A 17,171-nucleotide genomic window follows, 5' to 3' on the forward strand; every position below is an offset into this window, starting at 1 on the left:
TTTTAGAGGAAAAAACGTGAAGTGAGGATAATAAGGGAAAATAGTGCTCGGAATATAAACATCACTTTTAAAGTTTAATACCCCGAGCGGTTATAATTTAATGTAGACATCATATTACTATTCATAAAAAACATTCAACATAGGTAATTTAGAATATTTATCATATTCTACTTTAACATATTCAGACTCTATCTTTTGACCCTCTTTTAAAGAACGGGTTATTGAGATGTCTTTACCTTTCCGGTAACACTTAACATTAACTTGCTCTTTATGTTCAACATTGACTGAACATTGTGGCTCATAGATATAACCTGTAAATGAAATTGTACCTCCTGATGAATTATTGCCTGCATAGGTGAAAGAACAACTTGAAATGATTATAGCAACAACAGATGTTAGTAAAGATAAACCTTTCATAGTCCACCCCCTTAATAACACGTTACACGATGAAGCGTGTTTTTGTGCTTTCACTTTTAGTGTAGTTCAAATATCCATAATGCAAAACTAAAAATGAAAATATACTTAGAGTTTAGTGGGGTGATTGATTAATTCGTTGATAAGTATCAATTTATCTATTTGTTTAATTTCTTCTGATCAATTAATGATCAAGTGGTAATGAAAGTGTAATAATAACAGTGTAATTGTAAATATTTATATTTATTTCGATAAAGTATTTTTAATAAATATGTTTTGTCGATAGCGCAGATTAATTTAGAATAAGTTATTATTATATTTTAAATGGTGGAAATCATAAGTGATGACATTAAGCTATGCACTTTAATAATATGATATAAATAAAATCCCCCGTAAGTATATTACGAGGGGATTATTTAAAATTTTAGTATTATTTCAGCTTATTTGAAAACTTTGAAACGAACATCATCGTCCATAAAGTCTTTATCACCTGCTGGTGAATTAATAGAACCAAATACCATTTGAGCGCGTAATATCCAGTTAGCAGGCACATTCCATGCTGCTTGAACGTCATTATCAATCAGTGGATTATAGTGTTGTAAAGATGCACCAATATTTTCTTGTGATAATGCAGTCCAGACTGCGAATTGAGCGATACCACTGGCTTGTTCAGACCAAATTGGGAAGTTATCCGCATATAAAGGAAATTGCTCTTGTAAGCCTTTTACGATGTCTTGGTCTTCAAAAAACAGAATAGAACCGGCACCTGCAGCAAAGCTATCAATTTTTTGTTCTGTTGCAGCGAAGGCTTGCTCAGGAACAATTTTACGTAGTGCTTCTTTGGTCATATTCCATAATTTTTTGTGTTCAGCACCAAATAAAATTACGACACGAGATGTTTGTGAGTTAAATGATGATGGTGAATGTTTAACTGCTTCTTTAATTAATTTCGTGACGTGTTCTTCTGATACAGGTAAAGCATCGCCGAGGTTATAAATGGTACGACGATTTTTAATCATTTCGATAAATGCGTTAGACATTTTAGTCTCCTAGCTTTTCATTAGCGCACGGCATGTTATTGAATAAATCTTAGAAGCCGTAGTGTGTTTCAATGGTTATTACTATAACGTGGGGAATAAAAAATCATAGAAAAAAAATTTAACGATAAGGTTCAAATTTTTGCGCCAAGTTAAGGGTTGGATTTAATTGATTTAAAATCAATAGGTTATTTTTATTTTTAGCGATGATTCATAGCAAAAAACCACATTAATAAACACTAATGAATAATATGCATAGAAAATAATTGAGTATAAAAGGGGGAGGAATATGGGAAATGAAAGAGCCTAGCTAGAGGCGTAACCCTGCTAGGCAAGAATGATAACTAGTTTTACTTAGTTGAGTTCACTAACATTTTTGGTTATTTCGATTTTAGTTCCGCCAAAATTATCAATGATGTACTTTCTTACCGCTTCAGTGTGGTACAGTTCTGCTAATTTGGCAAATTTGGGGTTATCCTTGTTATCTGTTTTAACGACTAATAAATTGATATTATTGATAATAGTCTCATCATTTTCTTCCCTAAATAACGAGTCAGTTAAAACATTTAACCCACCTTCTTGTGCAGCTGTATTACCGATGACTGCGATATCAACATCAGGTAATGCCCTTGGGCCATGAGCATATTTTATTTGCCTAAACACTAAGTTCTTAGGGTTCGAGACAATATCATTAGTAGACCCTGTGGCTTGGTTGAAATCAGGTTTTAATGCAATTAACCCTGACTTTTCAAGTAATTTAAGTGCACGTATATGGTTGGCGGCATCGTTAGGAATGGCAACGATAGATTGCTGAGGTAAATCAGCCAATTTTTTATGCTTTACCGAATATATGCCCATTGGCTCAAAATAGGTGGTTGAAATTGCGGTTAATTGGTTATTATGACTTTTATTAAAATCTTTTAAAAAGCCCCAAGATTGAAATGCATTAACATCAACATCTCCGTCAATAGTGGCGACATTAAGTGTTATTCCATCATCAATAATTTTGACATCAATATCGAGGTTGGCTTTTTTAGCTTCCGGTGATTGAGCAATAAATTGCCATATATCTGCATCACTACCGTGGCTACCAATAACAATTTTTTGTGATGCTGCTTTTTGTGACTCTGTTGTTTCGTTAGTGCTTTCTTCTTGGGAACATGCCACCAAGGCCGTTAACGACAAAGACAATAACACTGCAGGTAGTTTTTTCATTTGATGATCTCTAATTGGTTTTGTTATCAGTATCTAACCAAATAAAAATAACGCTTTATAAATAATATTTTTTCCACATTTTTTCTTTTTAGTTATATGAGGCTAAAATATTCAAAAAGTTATATCGATATAGTTTTAAATTATTTTTAGTAATATCAGATGTGGTATTTAATCGAGTGATAAATATATCGTGAATTTTATTCATTATTTAAATAAATATTTAAAAAGGCCGATTAATATGTCTATCACACAATTACCTATTATTGATTTACATGAGCTTGAAAACCCTGAAACACGAGAGAGTTTCTATAAAAAATTGCGCTTTATTGCCAGGGAAATTGGCTTTTTTTATCTCGTTGGGCATAATATTTCCGTTGGCACCCGAGAGCAATTATTAGCGACAACCAAGCAATTTTTTGCCTTACCTCAAAGCGAAAAAGAAAGTATCTCGATGGAATACTCAAAGCATTTTCGAGGGTACACGGCATCCACTGAAGAGAGCACTCGTAGCCAGCCAGATTACCGTGAACAGATTGATATTGGCGAAGAGTTACCGGCATTACAACTTAATCAAGATGACCCTATCTGGTTTAATTTACATGGGCCAAACCAATGGCCACAATCCTTACCTGAACTTAAACCCCAAGCACTTGCGTGGCAACGTGAAATGCGAACCATTGCGGTAAAATTAATTAAAGCATTTTTAGTTGCATTAGAATTGCCTGAAAATAGCTTTGATGAAATTATTGCCGACCCTGCCCAACATTTATTAAAACTTATTCATTATCCGGCAAGGGAAGATAATAATGAAGGGGAGCAAGGGGTTGGAGCGCACAAAGATGCGGGAATTTTAACCTTATTATGGCAGGATAATAGTGGGGGGCTACAAGTTGAAACTGATGCTGGTTGGATAGATGTTGAACCTTTGGAAAATGCATTTGTGGTAAATATTGGAGAAGTATTTGAATTAGCCACTAATGGATATTTACGTGCGAATGTTCATCAAGTTGTTAGGCGTAAAAATAGTCATTCCCGCTATTCCATTGCTTATTTTATTACACCAAATATTTTTGCGGAAGAAGTCCCATTATTAAATTTACCCCATTATTTAGCACAACAAGCGTTAGGGCCGGATAGCGATCCATTAAACCCATTATTTACCAATCTCGGAAAAAATGTCATTAAAGGGCGATTGCGTTCCCATTTAACAGTAACTCGTCGCTTTTATCCTAAGGAATATGAGCAAATAATAAGTAATAACAATATTATCTGAGTAATCGAGTCGTTAGAGATATGATGATAAACCGTATTGGAGCTAAAAATGTCAGAACAAAGCTATAAAAAGGACTTACAAGGTAAAGAATTATCCCCAGAAACTTTAATGATGAGTTATGGGTATGACCCTAAGCTTTCAGAAGGATCAATTAAACCGCCTGTTTTTCTGACATCTACATTTGTATTTAAAACTGCTCAGGAAGGAAAAGATTTTTTTAATTTAGTTAGTGGGCGCACACAAACAAGCGAAAACCAGAAACAAGGACTGGTGTATTCACGTTTTAACCACCCAAATAGTGAGATTGTTGAAGATAGACTAGCCCTGTATGAAGGTGCAGAAAGCGCAGCACTATTTTCTTCCGGTATGTCGGCAATTACAACTTGCTTAATGGCAGTATTGCAACCGGGTGATGTACTACTCCACTCTCAGCCACTCTATGGTGGAACTGAAACCCTATTTTTAAACACGTTGGCTCGTTTCGGAATAACTTCGGTTCCATTTCAAAATGGGTACGAGCAGAAATCCATCTTAGAAGTTGCTAATCGAGTCGGGAAAGAGCAAAAAATTGCGGCTATCTATATTGAAACACCATCTAACCCATTGAATACACTTGTTGATATTGAATTAATTAGCCATGTGGCTAAGCAGATAGCTGCGAAGCAAAATGGGCAAACTCCGTTAGTCATTTGCGACAATACGTTGCTAGGGCCTGTGTTTCAAAAGCCTTTGTCGTTAGGTGCAGATTTGAGTGTGTACTCACTAACTAAATATGTGGGAGGGCATTCAGACTTAGTCGCAGGTGCGGTGGTTGGAAGTCAGAAGCTAGTCAAGAAAGTAAAAGCTCAACGTAATGCCATCGGTACACAGCTTGACCCTCACTCTAGCTGGATGTTAGGGCGGTCGTTAGAAACATTACAATTACGTATGGAAAGGGCAAATGAGAGTGCAAAAATATTAGCTGAATATCTCCATCAGCACCCTAAAGTCAGTAAAGTGCATTTTCCTGCTTTTTTTCCGAAAGCGAGTGTAGAGCATCAAGTTTATCAAAAACAATGTACAGGAGCGGGTTCAACTTTCTCTATCAATGTAGGGAATAATGAGGCGGATGCATTTCGTTTTCTAGACAACTTAGCAATCTTTAAATTAGCGGTTAGTTTAGGGGGAACTGAGTCGCTCGCTAGCCATCCGGCATCGACAACTCATTCAGGTGTTGCTCAAAAGGTCAGAGAGCAAATCGGTATTAGTGATAATTTAGTTCGTCTATCTATAGGTATTGAAAATGTGAATGACCTTAAATATGCATTGGAATTAGCATTAGAGGCGATTTAATCATCAGGGTGGGGAAATTTCCCACCCTGAATGGTCACTAAATTGAGTTAGGTGATGCGATATTGTGCGGGAAGTTCGCTAAAGCCAAGCCCATTGCCTTTTTTCACTGCAATTTGGACGGGAATACGTTCTTTCATTGCTTCCACATGGCTAATTACGCCAATAGTTTTGCCAGATGCATTTAAACTTTCTAATGCATCAAGGGCAATATCTAACGTTTCTGCATCTAAAGTACCAAAACCTTCGTCTAAAAAGAGCGATTCTAATTGTGTACGGTGACTTACCATATCGGATAGCGCTAAAGCTAATGCTAAACTCACTAAAAAACTTTCCCCACCCGAAAGGGTTTTAATATCTCGAATGCTATCCGCTTGCCAGCCATCAATAACTTGTAATTCAAGGTTTGCTTGGTGGCTACGCTGTAATAAATAGCGGCCATGAAGTTTCTCAAGCTGTTGATTTGCTAAAGAAACTAAACAGTCCAAAGTTAAGCCTTGCGCATAACGTCGGAATTTATCTCCTTCAGCAGAACCAATAAGTAAGCTGAGATAGCTCCAGTCATCATAACTTAATTGGCTTTTTTCTATTTGTTGCAGCAAATCTTGTTGTTGATGGCGCAGTTGCTTGTCTGTACTGAGCTGGTTAATTATCTGGCCTTGTTTTTGGTTTATTTGCTTAATTTCTTCATCGAACTGAGTAACAATTGTTTGTAATTGCGTTTCATTAAGCGCTGAAAAATCAGTGATACGCTGTTGATTCAGTGCTTCAATAGCCTGCACCCCCTCTTTATAACGCGTTTCACACTGTATGCGAGCTTGGTTAATATGTTGTTTTAGTGCTTCTAATTGTTGTTTTTCTTCATGGCTGATTAACGCATCAAGGAAAGCTTGTTGATGACGAAATGGGCTATCCATAAGTGCTTGAGTAAACAGGGTATTAGCTTGTATTTGCGCCAGTTTTGTTTTTTCACAGGCGTCAATGAGCTCTTGATAACTTCCATTCATAGATGCGATGGCTTTATCAACCTCATTGAGTTGTTTGCTTAATTGTTCCTGAGTTTGGAAAAGTATGGTTTGTTTGTCATTCAACTGCTGAATAAATTGGCTGATAGCTAAGCCAGAAAGCAGTGTTTTTCGTTGCGCTGTTTTTTGCTCTAAACCTAACTCAATTTGTTTAAGGCGATTTCTTTCTTGTTCAATTTGTTGATTGAGAATATTGAGTTGCTCTGACTCAACTTTTAATGTGGCATTATTGACCTCAATTTGTTGGCTAAGTGTTTGCGCCGCCATTTTTTGGTTATTAAAACGCTCACTTCGCTGAGTAATATCGAGAACCCATTCATCGAACTTATCTTTATCTGGCACATTTAAGTTAAATGGCGCTAGGGTAGATTGCCACTGCTCTATTTGTCTCTGTTTACGTTGTTGGAATTGGCTCTGTTCTTTTTGCAACTCATCATGTTGTTGTGTTTGGTTTTTTAAGCGTTCTTCGACTAATAACAGGTCTGATTGCAACTGGGTAAAGCTTGCTTGTTGTTCGTGTAAATGATGTTTGGTTTGCTGGTATTCACGCTCAAGAGCAGCCATATCCACAACTATTTTCTGTTGCGTCGCCAATTGCTCTGTTAATTGATTAACAAAGAGCGTAACGGCTTGTTCATTTTGGGCCAACTCAGGTGTGAGTGCTTGCTCACATGTCTTTTGCCACTGTTGGTTAAATACATCGAATTGTTCATTGATTTGCTGCTGTTGCTGTAAATTTTCGTTTTGACGTTGTTTTTGTGTGTGAAGTTGTGATTCTAACTGAGTTTGTTGTTGTTTTAATTGGTCGAGTTTATTTGTTAGTTCAATGAGTTGTTGCTGTGTTTCACTGAGATGGATTGATTGATAATCGTTAACTGCCGGGTGTTCTGTTGAACCACATAATGGGCAGGGGTTACCTGCTATTAGTTGCTGGCGCTCATGCTCTAGGCTGACAATTTTTTGTTCTAATTGTAATTTGTCATTGGTTAGTTTGATGAGTGGGGTCAATTCATTAATATGTGTTACCGCAAGGCTCAACGCTTTTTGCGTAGTGGTGATATCTTGCGCTAATTCAACATCTTTTTGGAGCTGTTTCTGTTTTTGCGTTTGCGCATTAAGGCATTGAGATAATATTAATGGCAATAACTTAGCATGTTGCAAACGTGCTTGTAGCTGTTCAATGTGTTGATTGATGGTGTTAATGTCATGTTTTTCTTGGTTTCGCTTGTAGATTTCTTCTTGTTTTTTGAACGCTACAGTGCTGTGCTCTAACTCGAGACGTTTTTGGGATAATTTCTCTGTTTGCTGCTGCTGTTGCCGCTGTAACTGCTCGACTTCATTTGAAAGTATCTGTTGTTTTTCGGGCAAGCTGGCCAGTTTATCAGCTAATTCGAAAATAAAATGGCCTTGTTGTTGCCAACTGCCTATTTGTGAACTGAGCTCAGCGTCTTTTGGGTGTTCTTCTAGGAATATATTGTGTTTTTTTAACTCAATGTACGCATTTTGGATCTGACTTTGCGTTTCACTAACTAAGCATTGCTTTTGCTGAAGAGTGATTTGTTGTTGTTCAATTTGCTGTTTAATTTCAGATTGTTGCTGTTTCAATTGTGCAATTTGGTTATCAAGAGGCCTGACTGTTTCATCAATCAATTGATGTTGTTGTTTGGCAAAATCAAGGTGTTGTTGATACTCGGATTGCGATTTAAACAACTTTTCTTGCAGTGGGGTGCGCTCAGTTTGTTGGGTTTGCAAGCTAAGTTTCAAATGGTGTTGTTTATTCGTGTATTCAGTGAGTTGTTGCTGTTGTCGTTCAACTTCCTGCCATAATGGACGAAGGGATTCCGCAGGGGCACTATCAGCTAATCTTTTTAATTGAGGTTGCGCGGCTTGGAACTCAAGTTCGTTTTTTTTGAGTTCTTCATCAAGTGATTGCATGCGCTGGGTGAGTTGATGATATTGTTGCCACCAATTAACCCCTTGTTGGTGGCGAGCACGCTGTTGCTTGGTTTGTGCTTCTTGTTCAAGCAAATCGTTTTGCTGTACCAATAATTCTTGATGTTCTACTTCTGTGAGTAAATTAATGTTTTGCGCTTTTGCTTTTAGCAAATCTAAGTCAATTTTGGCTTGCTTGTGTTGATTAAAAACATAAATTGAAATTTGGCTATAAATTTCGGTGCCTGTAATTTCTTCAAGTAAATCAGCGCGTTCTTTCTCAGAGGCATTTAAAAAAGCCGCGAAGTCCCCTTGGGAGAGTAAAATGGATTTAGTAAAACGCTCATAATCAAGCCCTGTTATTTGCGCCACTAATTCTTTTATCTCTGTGATTTTTACGGTCAATATTTTACCATCAGCAACCGTTGCAAGCTCAGCTTTAGGCTGTTGTAAATTGCCATCAGGTTTCCCTCCAGCCCGTCGTTGGCTCCAAAAGGCTCGATAAGCTTTACCTTTGACCTCAAACTCTACCTCCGCGAGGCATTCCCCTGTATGGCGAGTCATCAGTTCATTTTGTGCATTAGAAATGGTTTTTAAACGCGGTGTTCGGTGATAAAGCGCGAGGCAAATCGCATCTAATAAGGTCGTTTTTCCTGCACCGGTGGCACCCGTAATGGCAAACAGGCCATTGCTAGCAAATGGCTCTTCAGTGAAATCAATTTTCCATTCACCTCTAAGAGAGTTAATATTTTTTAAACGTAAACTTAAAATTTTCATATTAACTTTCCTTGCTCAGTTGCAATGCGTCATAAGATTGTTGAAATAGCTGGAATAGACGCTGTTCACGCTCAGGATCTTCTAAAGACTCTTGAGCAAGGCGGCGTAAAAAAACGTCTTCTACGGTGAGTTCACTCAATGTTTCATTGGCCAAGGTTTGGCTTTGTCCCTGTATTTGCTTGCGTGCACGGCGTAGTATTACGACTTCGACTGGGAGGTCTTGTGTCAAAGCTTCAATACGTTGTTGGATATCAGCGAGGTAATCTTGTGAAGCAACTTCAATATCAAGCCAAACCGGTTTATCACCTTGGTAATCTTTCCATATCTCTAATTGCTGTTCTATTTGGTTTAAGGAGCCTTTAATACTTTGTAATGGCTGAATAGTCGGGATTTCCAGTGGTGTGATTTGAGTCAATTCACTTCCGCTGAATTCAACAAGGCAGACACTTTTTTGTTGTGTTGTTTCGTCAAAGCTCAATGCAATAGGTGAACCGCAGTAGCGAATATTTTCTTGTCCTCCAATCACTTGGGACCGGTGAATATGGCCAAGGGCGATATAGTCAGCAGGCGGAAAAGCCCCTGAAGGAAACGCATCTAACGTACCAATATAAATATCTCGTACAGAGTCAGTTAAGGCTGCGCCGACAACAGTTAAATGGCCTGTTGCAATAATTGGAATATCCAGCCCCAAAGCGGTTCGCTGTTCTAGCGCGAGTTGGTAGCTGGCTTGGTAATGATCATGAATAGCTGTTTGCAGCGAGCGTTGTTTCTCTTCAATATTTTGTCCTGCAATACTTAGTTGAATATCTCGAGGGCGTAAAAAAGGAATGGCACAGACTAAACCAATAGGTTGAGCCTGTTTATTGACTAAGGTAACAACATGGGGCTCACTTCCCGACGTAATGACTTGTGTATTTAAGTAACGAAGTAGAGCACTTGATTCATTGAGTACAGAAACTGAGTCGTGATTACCGCTTAAAATGACTAATTGGCAGCCTGTTTTTTGTAAATCAACAATAAATTTGTTGTACAGTTCACGTGCATAGCTAGGCGGAGAGCCTGTATCGAAGATATCACCAGCAACGATGACTGCATCAACGTGATGTAATTCCACTTGTTCAACGAGCCAATTCAAGAAATGTTGGTGCTCAGGCGCACGGCTTTTGGTAAAAAAATACTGACCAAGGTGCCAGTCTGAAGTATGAATAATGCGCATGAGCTATCAATTCCTATCAACAATAATGTGCACGAGCGTTCGATAACTAAGTATACCTGATCCAGATAACTCGTTGAGGGATGTTTGCGGCTTTATTACCATGTTGCGGAAATATTTCACTTAAATGACATTTAACCGCTAAAATAAAGATTAATATGAGTTTTGCTCATTGATATTCATAATTCTGTCATAAAAGTGACGCATAATACTTTCACATTTTAAATGTCTTCTTAATTTTACAGGAACAATCATGGCAAGACGCATTCTAGTTGTTGAAGATGAAGCGCCCATCCGAGAAATGGTTTGTTTTGTATTAGAACAGAATGGTTTTCAGCCTATTGAAGCTGATGATTATGACAGTGCGATTGCACAACTCGTTGACCCTCTACCCGATCTCGTACTACTGGATTGGATGATCCCAGGGGGCTCCGGTATCCAAGTAATTAAGCATATGAAGCGTGATAGCGCAACACGTGACGTTCCTGTCATGATGTTAACCGCACGAGGAGAAGAAGAAGACCGCGTAAAAGGTTTGGAAGTTGGCGCGGATGACTATCTGATTAAGCCGTTTTCACCAAAGGAATTAATCGCTCGGGTAAAGGCAATTTTACGTCGTATTTCACCAATGGCGACGGAAGATATTATTGAAATGAATGGGTTAACGTTAGACCCTACTTCTCATCGTGTGACCAGCAATGAAATCCCTATCGATATGGGGCCAACTGAATATAAATTACTGCATTTCTTCATGACTCACCCTGAACGCGTATATAGTAGAGAACAGCTACTAAATTATGTATGGGGAGCCAATGTGTATGTGGAAGATAGAACCGTTGATGTCCATATTCGGCGGTTAAGAAAGGCACTAGAGACGGAAGGTCATGATAAAATGGTACAAACTGTACGCGGTACAGGTTATCGTTTTTCTATCCGTTACTAAAAACCACAAAGGGAGAGGCATGCGTGCTTGAACGTTTATCGATTAAGCAGCTGATTTGGGGGCTGTTTTTATTTATCTTACCCGCCCTTATCTTATCGGTTTTTATTGGCCACCTAGCGTGGCTATTAGTGATATCGCTACTTGCTGCACTGACATGGCATGGGTATAACCTACTTAAACTTTCTTACTGGTTGTGGCTCGATAAAAGCATGTTACCACCCGAGGGGAAAGGAGGGTGGGAACCGATATTTTATGGCATCTACCAGATGCAACAACGTAATCGTAAACGCCGTCGTGAGCTAGGCCAGTTAATTAAACGGTTTCGTAGTGGTGCAGAATCACTACCTGATGCCGTGGTTATGATGACAACAGAAGGGAATATCTTCTGGTGTAATCGTCATGCGCAGGCTTTACTCGGTTTCCGTTGGCCTGAAGATAATGGCCAACATATTTTTAATTTATTACGTTACCCAGATTTTAGCCGATACTTCACCATTAAGCGTTATGACCAAGCGCTGACTATCGAGCTCAATAGTGGTGAAATTGTTGAATTTCGTATCTTGCCGTATACCGAAGGGCAGTTATTGATGGTAGCTCGAGATGTGACAGAAAAACGCCGTTTGGAAAAGGCCCGTAGGGACTTCTTTGCGAATGTAAGCCATGAATTACGAACTCCTCTTACTGTCATTCAAGGCTACCTTGAAGTCATGGATGACCAAGAAAATGTCACTGCGGCCAATAAAAAAGCACTGCATGTCATGCAAGAGCAAACTCATCGTATGGATAACTTGGTTAAACAGCTTTTGCAGTTATCACGTATAGAAATTGCTCCTCAAATTAACCTTGATGAGCAAGTGAATATCCCTGTCATTCTCAAAATGATTGAGCAAGAAGCGTTAAGTTTAAGCCAAGGGCGCCACCAGTTTGAATTTCATGTTGATGAAAAATTGCGTGTCCATGGTAATGAAGAACAATTACGAAGTGCAGTGGCGAATTTAGTCTATAACGCAATCAGCCATACGCCAGAAGGCACCAAAATTTGGGTTGAATGGCAAAGAAATGGTCAGGGTGCTCGTTTTAGTGTGAGAGATAACGGGCAAGGGATACCTACAGAGCATATTCCTCGTTTGACAGAACGGTTTTATCGGGTAGATAAAGCACGCTCCCGCCAAGGCGGTGGAGGTACCGGCCTTGGGTTGGCTATTGTTAAACATGCATTACAGCACCATAGCAGCCAATTGGTGGTAACAAGTCAATTAGGTAAAGGGAGTGAGTTTTCATTTACTTTACCGCCAGTATTTATTGTTGATGACAAAAAACTTAAAAATGGGTAAATAATTCCACTTTGTTAATATAATCAAAATATTAATAAAGTGGATTATTTCTATTTATCAATCCATACCTGTATTAAATTCAAAACATATATATTTAATGCTGATTATTGCTATCACATTAATTATATATTCTGTTAAATAATCAATTTTAATCACCAGAAAAAGACGAGTTGTTCATTTTTCGAGCAAAGCATATAACGAGTATTGGGATTTTACTGAAAGTAATCACTAGTTCTGAAAATTAGTTTAGTTATTTATTCTTGTTTTTCGGTTTGCTATTGCCTTTTTGCCCTATAAAAGTTCTACTTGTTGTCAGTTATTGGCGAATTTTTCTGTTTTTTGACTTTTCATTTCGTATGATACAAACAAACATGCTTTTTTATATTGTTAACAGTATGTTTATCAGAATTCTATCTCGCTATATATATTTCAAAGGGTTGCTAAGTGTAAACCCATAATTTTCTATTTTGTCACTTAAAAATAACATAATATGGCTCATCGTTTATCATCAAGAGATATCATCGCATTAGGCTTTATGACTTTTGCGTTATTCGTAGGGGCAGGAAACATTATCTTTCCCCCCATGGTTGGCTTGCAGGCAGGGGAACAAGTTTGGACTGCGGCACTAGGGTTTTTGGTTACAGGCGTGGGTTTACCTGTTTTAACCGTTATTGCGCTAGCTAAAGTGGGTGGGGGCATTGAAGCGCTCAGTACACCCGTTGGCAAAACGGCAGGGTTACTATTGGCGGTTGTTGCTTATTTGTCTGTAGGGCCTCTATTTGCAACGCCAAGAACGGCGACTGTATCCTATAAAGTCGGTATCGCACCTTTATTCGGTGGTGAGTCCGATATGCTGTTACTTATCTACAGCGTAGTTTACTTCGTTTTAGTTATCGGTATTTCACTATATCCCGGAAAACTGCTCGATAGCGTTGGGCACATTTTAGCACCTGTAAAAATGTTAGCCTTGGCTATTTTGGGTATTGCGGCTGTCATGTGGCCTGCGGGGGATCCGATCCCTTCTACAATAGAATACCGTGAGATGGCTTTCTCGAATGGCTTTATCAATGGTTATCTAACTATGGATACCCTTGGTGCTATGGTATTTGGTATCGTTATTGTTAATGCGGCGCGTTCAAGGGGTATCGAAAACTCTTCACTATTAACCCGTTACACTATGTGGGCAGGGTTAATTGCAGGGGTATTATTAACTCTGGTCTATTTGTCCTTGTTTAAGCTTGGTGAGAATAGCGGTTCGTTAATTCCAAACCCTGCTGATGGCGCTGATATTTTACATACCTATGTTCAATATACTTTTGGTAATTACGGTAGCTTCTTCCTTGCGGTATTAATCTTTGTTGCCTGTATGGTAACTGCCGTGGGTTTAACTTGTGCCTGTGCCGAGTTCTTTAGCCGCTATGTACCGATTTCTTACCGTAAACTGGTATTGATCTTGGGTGTGTTCTCCATGGTGATCTCAAACTTAGGTTTGAGTAAGTTAATCGCCTTCTCATTACCCGTGCTAGTTTCAATTTATCCACCTTGTATTGTCTTAATTTTATTAAGCTTTACTTTGAAGTGGTGGAAAAACCCAACGATAGTGATTGCGCCGACAATGTTAGTTAGCTTTGTCGTCGGTTTAATCGGTGCCGTAAAAGCGTCAGACCATCTTAAAGGTTATATTCCTGAATGGATGACAGCAATGCCACTGTATAAACAAGACTTAGTCTGGGTATTACCAACTGTTGTTGTGATGGTCGTGGCTATTTTATGCGATAAGTTTGTGTCACCTGCTGCACAGCATAAGCAAGTGTAATTAATTGAAATTACAAAAAAGGAGCTAAATAGCTCCTTTTTCTATTTTATTAGGCCATTAATCAACACCGACAGCACTCCCTGCTGGGCGACGTACATCGTTAGAGCCATAAATGAAACCTTCGCGAACTTTCCCTGAAACAGCGGAATCATTACCCGAAGATTTGGCACTAACACCAGCTCCTTCAGGGATCGCGACCATAATCAGCTCGGCGGCACCCCACGGTGTTTGTTCAACCATCTGGTAACCCATTTTATCGAGTAGTGCTAAGGTGTCTTTAGAAACGCCTCTTTGCTCATAATAAACCTCATCAGGGAGCCACTGGTGGTGAATACGCGGTGCATTAACGGCTTCTTGTGGTGGCATACCATGGTCGATAATATTTAAAGCGGTTTGCAGCGTAATCGAAATAATTCGTGAGCCTCCGGGTGAACCGAGAACTAGAAATACTTTGCCATCTTTCGTCACGATAGTTGGGCTCATGGATGACAGTGGGCGCTTACCTGGTGCAATAGAATTGCGTTCACCTTGTACTAAACCATACAGGTTTTTTTCACCTACTTTGGTGGTGAAGTCATCCATTTCATCGTTTAAGAAAAAGCCAGTTCCGGGCGGGATCACCACAGAGCCAAAGCGACCATTAATCGTGTAAGTAGTTGAAACCGCATTTCCTTTTTCATCGACGACAGAGTAATGCGTGGTCTCCGGTTTTTCGTGAGGCCCTATTCCTGGTTGAACTTGCGTGGATGGCGTTGCTTGGTTGGGTTTGATTTCTTTGCGTAACTCTTCTGCATAGGCTTTGCTGAGTAGCTTTTCCGTTGGGTTATCGACAAACTCAGGATCACCGAGGAAGGTATTTCTGTCCATATAAGCATGGCGCATCGCTTCCGTTAGAGTATGAATATAGTCCGCGGAGTTAAAGCCCATTTCTTTGAGGTCATACCCTTCTAAGATATTAAGCGTTTGGCAGATAGTCACTCCACCTGAACTTGGTGGTGGTGCAGAAATAAATTGATAGCCTCTATAGGTACAGCTAACAGGCGCTGTATCTGTGATAGTAAAATCTGCAAAATCTTTTGCGGTTAAGATGCCGCCATTTTTCTTAGAGGCTTCTTCCACAATTTTGGGGATTTCTCCTTTGTAAAAAGCAGAAGGGCCATTTTGGGCAATTTTTTCTAAGGTGTTAGCTAAATCGGTCTGAACTAACAAGTCACCGGGTTGGAAAGAACGACCATCCGGTTTTAAGAAGATACGTGCGACTTCTGGGTCTTGTTTAAAACGTTCTGTCGTGGTGTCGAGGACATCAGTATCCGCTCTAGTCAGCACAAAGCCTTCTCTTGCTAATTTAATAGCCGGCGCCATTACTTGCTGGCGGCTCATCGTACCGTATTTTTCTAAGGCATAGTCTAGGCCTTTAACGGTACCTGGTACACCTGACGCGAGGTATCCATATAGGCTCGCATCTTTGATTAACTTACCGTCTTTGTCTAAATACATATCTGCACTAGCGGCACCGGGCGCGGTTTCTCTGAAATTAATAAATAAATCTTTGCCATCGGCTAGATGAATAGTCATAAAGCCACCACCGCCGATATTGCCACAGCAAGGGTTAACTACGGCTTGTGCATATCCTACCGCAACAGCGGCATCAATAGCATTGCCGCCTGATTTTAGAATATCAGCCCCAATTTGTGATGCTAAATGTTGGGAGGAAACAACCATACCTTTTTTTGCTTCAACGGCAGGTTCAGAAGCGGCATACAGCTGATTAGAAACAAGTAAGGAAAGAAATAGAACCGCAGGGCGTAATGATGTTTTTATCATTCGTATCTCCCAGTTAGGGTTAATTGAGTTGTTCTATCGCACAAATATTCAATATGAATAGTTTGTTAATTATTTGTGTTTTTAATGTATAGCACACAATAATACAAAACATTGAGTATTTGAGTTAAGAATTGTTAACTGAGTGGAATAATTGCGAGTAGGAAGAGAAAAGATAGACTTGGTTCACAAAAGTAAAAAGCGGGCTTGATGCCCGCTTTTCTAAAACTCGCGTAACGAATTACAGTTTTGCAGAGTTTTTAGTCAGGTAGTCAGCAACGCCTTTTGGAGATGCATTCATACCTTCTTGGCCTTTTTCCCACTGAGCTGGGCAAACATCACCGTGCTCTTCGTGGAATTGCAGCGCGTCAACCATACGCAGCATTTCGTCGATATTACGGCCTAATGGTAGGTCATTAACCACTTGGTGGCGAACAATACCGTCTTTGTCAACGAGGAAAGAGCCACGCAGGGCAACGCCTGCATCTGGGTGCACGATGCCGTATGCTGCCATGATTTCACGTTTGATATCAGCAACCATTGGGTATTTAACTTCACCAATACCGCCTTTATCTACGGATGTTTGACGCCATGCGTTATGAACAAACTCAGAGTCAAAAGAAACACCGATGATTTCTACACCACGTTTTTGGAATTCTTCATAGCGGCGGTCAAATGCGATCAGCTCTGAAGGGCAAACGAAAGTAAAATCCATTGGCCAGAAGAAGATGACAGCAGGTTTACCAGCAATGTGTTTTTTTAAGTTGAAGTTTTCAACGATTTCACCGTTACCTAAAACAGCTGCTGCAGTAAAGTCAGGGGCTTGACGTGTTACCAGAACCATAATTTACTCCTATGAGTTTGAATTAAAGTTTTTTGTCCTGTCTATTTAATCACTGATAAATAGTGTGGATTTAGACTTCTGAAAGAATAGAAAAAGATCTTTTGACAATAAAGTCATTTAAACCGATTATTGTGATAGGTTTTAACTATCAATAATACTGATTTATCAAATTAATATCAATAAGATAGTTTTATTCCA

General features: G+C 39.2%; 12 protein-coding genes. 5 read left to right on the forward strand and 7 right to left on the reverse strand.

What is annotated here, in order from left to right; translation table 11 throughout:
• Positions 1 to 117 precede the first annotated feature (117 nt).
• The 3 genes from ACU696_RS05470 to ACU696_RS05480 all read right to left on the reverse strand — a co-directional run bounded on the left by ACU696_RS05470 (position 118) and on the right by ACU696_RS05480 (position 2,666).
• Positions 118 to 417, reverse strand: a complete 300-nt coding sequence (locus ACU696_RS05470) for a hypothetical protein (RefSeq protein WP_004914650.1) — start codon at positions 415 to 417, stop codon at positions 118 to 120.
• Between the two features lie 437 nt (positions 418 to 854).
• On the reverse strand, positions 855 to 1,454 hold the full coding sequence (locus ACU696_RS05475; protein ID WP_004914649.1) for a nitroreductase family protein: 600 nt from the start codon (positions 1,452 to 1,454) through the stop codon (positions 855 to 857).
• 351 nt (positions 1,455 to 1,805) lie between these two features.
• Positions 1,806 to 2,666: a MetQ/NlpA family ABC transporter substrate-binding protein gene (locus ACU696_RS05480; protein ID WP_004914646.1), complete on the reverse strand. Its 861-nt coding sequence runs from the start codon at positions 2,664 to 2,666 to the stop codon at positions 1,806 to 1,808.
• A gap of 238 nt (positions 2,667 to 2,904) precedes the next feature.
• Between ACU696_RS05480 and ACU696_RS05485 the strand changes: the two genes are divergently transcribed.
• Together ACU696_RS05485 and ACU696_RS05490 are read left to right on the forward strand one after the other, a co-directional pair.
• Positions 2,905 to 3,939, forward strand: coding sequence for an isopenicillin N synthase family dioxygenase (locus ACU696_RS05485; RefSeq protein ID WP_109911871.1), 1,035 nt, complete (start codon positions 2,905 to 2,907; stop codon positions 3,937 to 3,939).
• Between the two features lie 48 nt (positions 3,940 to 3,987).
• Positions 3,988 to 5,271 (forward strand): cystathionine gamma-synthase family protein, encoded by a 1,284-nt coding sequence (locus tag ACU696_RS05490; protein WP_109911872.1) that lies wholly within the window; start codon positions 3,988 to 3,990, stop codon positions 5,269 to 5,271.
• A gap of 47 nt (positions 5,272 to 5,318) precedes the next feature.
• Here ACU696_RS05490 and ACU696_RS05495 read toward each other — a convergent pair whose 3' ends face one another.
• Positions 5,319 to 9,002 carry an AAA family ATPase gene (locus tag ACU696_RS05495; RefSeq protein WP_447343046.1) on the reverse strand — a complete coding sequence of 1,228 codons (3,684 nt, stop codon included), beginning with the start codon at positions 9,000 to 9,002 and terminating at the stop codon, positions 5,319 to 5,321.
• 1 nt (position 9,003) lies between these two features.
• Positions 9,004 to 10,218 carry an exonuclease subunit SbcD gene (gene sbcD, locus ACU696_RS05500; protein ID WP_164528429.1) on the reverse strand — a complete coding sequence of 405 codons (1,215 nt, stop codon included), beginning with the start codon at positions 10,216 to 10,218 and terminating at the stop codon, positions 9,004 to 9,006.
• A gap of 250 nt (positions 10,219 to 10,468) precedes the next feature.
• Here sbcD and phoB point away from each other — a divergent pair, with 250 nt between their 5' ends.
• From phoB to brnQ, 3 genes are all read left to right on the forward strand, one after another.
• Positions 10,469 to 11,158, forward strand: a complete 690-nt coding sequence (phoB, locus tag ACU696_RS05505) for a phosphate regulon transcriptional regulator PhoB (protein WP_004914638.1) — start codon at positions 10,469 to 10,471, stop codon at positions 11,156 to 11,158.
• A 23-nt stretch (positions 11,159 to 11,181) separates the two neighbouring features.
• On the forward strand, positions 11,182 to 12,492 hold the full coding sequence (gene phoR, locus ACU696_RS05510) for a phosphate regulon sensor histidine kinase PhoR (RefSeq protein WP_004914637.1): 1,311 nt from the start codon (positions 11,182 to 11,184) through the stop codon (positions 12,490 to 12,492).
• Positions 12,493 to 12,982: 490 nt separating this feature from the next.
• Positions 12,983 to 14,308, forward strand: a complete 1,326-nt coding sequence (brnQ, locus tag ACU696_RS05515; protein WP_004914636.1) for a branched-chain amino acid transport system II carrier protein — start codon at positions 12,983 to 12,985, stop codon at positions 14,306 to 14,308.
• 57 nt (positions 14,309 to 14,365) lie between these two features.
• On the opposite strand, the gene ggt is transcribed toward brnQ, so the two are convergent.
• The gene (gene ggt / locus ACU696_RS05520) at positions 14,366 to 16,132 is read right to left on the reverse strand and encodes a gamma-glutamyltransferase (protein ID WP_209102259.1); all 1,767 of its coding nucleotides are present in this window, start codon (positions 16,130 to 16,132) and stop codon (positions 14,366 to 14,368) included.
• Positions 16,133 to 16,370: 238 nt separating this feature from the next.
• Complete coding sequence (locus ACU696_RS05525) at positions 16,371 to 16,973, reverse strand: peroxiredoxin C (RefSeq protein ID WP_209102257.1); 603 nt, start codon at positions 16,971 to 16,973, stop codon at positions 16,371 to 16,373.
• Positions 16,974 to 17,171 lie beyond the last annotated feature (198 nt).

Source organism: Providencia sp. PROV_01 (assembly GCF_053098325.1).